We start from the raw sequence: 1505 nt of genomic DNA, 5'->3' as shown, positions 1-1505 counted from the left end.
CTCTAGGAGCCTGTCGCGGTAATCGCGATGGGGGCTTGCCCTGCCGGGGAGGAGGATGCTCAATGCCCGGCATGAGCAAGAAGTTCCGCCCCTGGAATGTGCAGCAGGACTTCCTGCTGCCGCCCTCGCTGCTGGACTGGCTTCCGGAGCACCACCTCGCGCGTTTCGTGCTGGAGGTGGTGGAGGAGTTGGACCTTGCGCCCATCTACGAGCCCTACGAGAGGGAGCTGCGGGGCTACCCTCCGTACGAGCCGAAGATGATGGTGGCGCTGCTGCTGTACGCGTACTGCACCGGGGTGACGTCGGCTCGGAAGATAGAGAGGAAGACGCAGGAGGACGTGGCCTTTCGCGTCCTGGCGGGGAACCAGTCCCCGGACCACTCGAGGATTTCGGAGTTCCGACGTCGGCACGGAGTGCACTTTGAGAGTCTCTTCGTGCAGATGCTGAAGCTGTGCGCGAGGGCTGGGTTGGTGAAGCTGGGGCACGTGGCGCTGGACGGCACGAAGCTCAAGGCGAACGCCAGCAAGCATAAGGCGATGAGCTACGAGCGGATGCAGAACGAGGAAGAGAAGCTGCGCGAGAAGGTGAAGGAGTTGCTGGCCCAGGCGGAGGCTGTCGACGTGCAGGAGGACGCACTGCACGGCCAGGGCAAGCGCGGCGATGAACTCCCCGAGGAACTGCGACGCGCGCAGACGCGTCTGCAGCGCATTCGAGAGGCCCGGCAGGCGCTGGAGGCCGAAGCCAGGGGAGCCGCCGAGGCGGACAAGAGTGCGGATGATGACGATGACGCACCACCGACCGTCGAGGACTTGCCGAGCCACACCGTGTCGCACACTGCGGAGGGAAGGCCGACACCGAAGGCGCAGCGCAACTTCACGGACTCCGACAGCCGAATCATGAAGAAGGGCACCAGCTTCGAGCAGGCGTACAACGCGCAGGCGGCAGTGGACTCGGCGCACCAGGTGATTGTCGCCCAGGCCCTCACCAACCAGCCTCCGGACGCCGAGCACCTGCCGGCGTTGGTGGACCGGGTGGCCGCCCACCTCGAAGCAGTGCCCCGAAAGCTGAGCGCGGATGCGGGCTACTTCTCCGCGAAGAACGTCCACTGGCTGGAGTCGGTAGGTGTCGAGCCGTACATCGCCACCGGCCGCCAGAAGCATGGGCAAGCGCCACCGAAAGTCAGAGGCCGTCCGCCCGCGGGACTCACCCCCAAGGAGCGGATGGCCCGGAAGCTGGCGACGACGCGAGGCAAAGAGGTGTATCGAATGCGCAAGGCGATTGTGGAGCCCGTCTTCGGACAAATCAAAGAGGCACGCGCAATCCGTGCCCTGCTGCGACGAGGCCTGAGGGCGGCCCGGGAGGAGTGGGCGCTCATCTGCGCCACCCACAACCTTCTCAAGCTCTTCCGCGCGACGGCCGTGTAGCCGTCCGCCGCAATATCGAGCGGCGGGCCTCATGCCTCGTCCGCTCTCGCCCCTCAACCCGTTACCGCCACAGACTCCTAG

The 1505-nt window shown here is 65.9% G+C and carries 1 protein-coding gene; it reads left to right on the top strand.

Annotation, left to right across the window (positions count from 1 at the left end; all coding sequences use genetic code 11):
- Positions 1-71: 71 nt before the first annotated feature.
- Positions 72-1424 carry an IS1182 family transposase gene (locus D7X96_RS38980; protein ID WP_440588269.1) on the top strand — a complete coding sequence of 451 codons (1353 nt, stop codon included), beginning with the start codon at positions 72-74 and terminating at the stop codon, positions 1422-1424.
- Positions 1425-1505 lie beyond the last annotated feature (81 nt).

The organism is Corallococcus interemptor, from assembly GCF_003668875.1.
Classification (GTDB): domain Bacteria; phylum Myxococcota; class Myxococcia; order Myxococcales; family Myxococcaceae; genus Corallococcus; species Corallococcus interemptor.
Note: the sequence above shows the minus strand (reverse complement) of the source record. Positions and strands in the feature narration are given on the sequence as shown.

What these genes read in the sequence shown, in the direction of transcription:
- D7X96_RS38980 (WP_440588269.1), top strand. Translation starts at nt 72, where the DNA reads ATGAGCAAGAAGTTCCGCCCCTGGAATGTGCAGCAGGACTTCCTGCTG.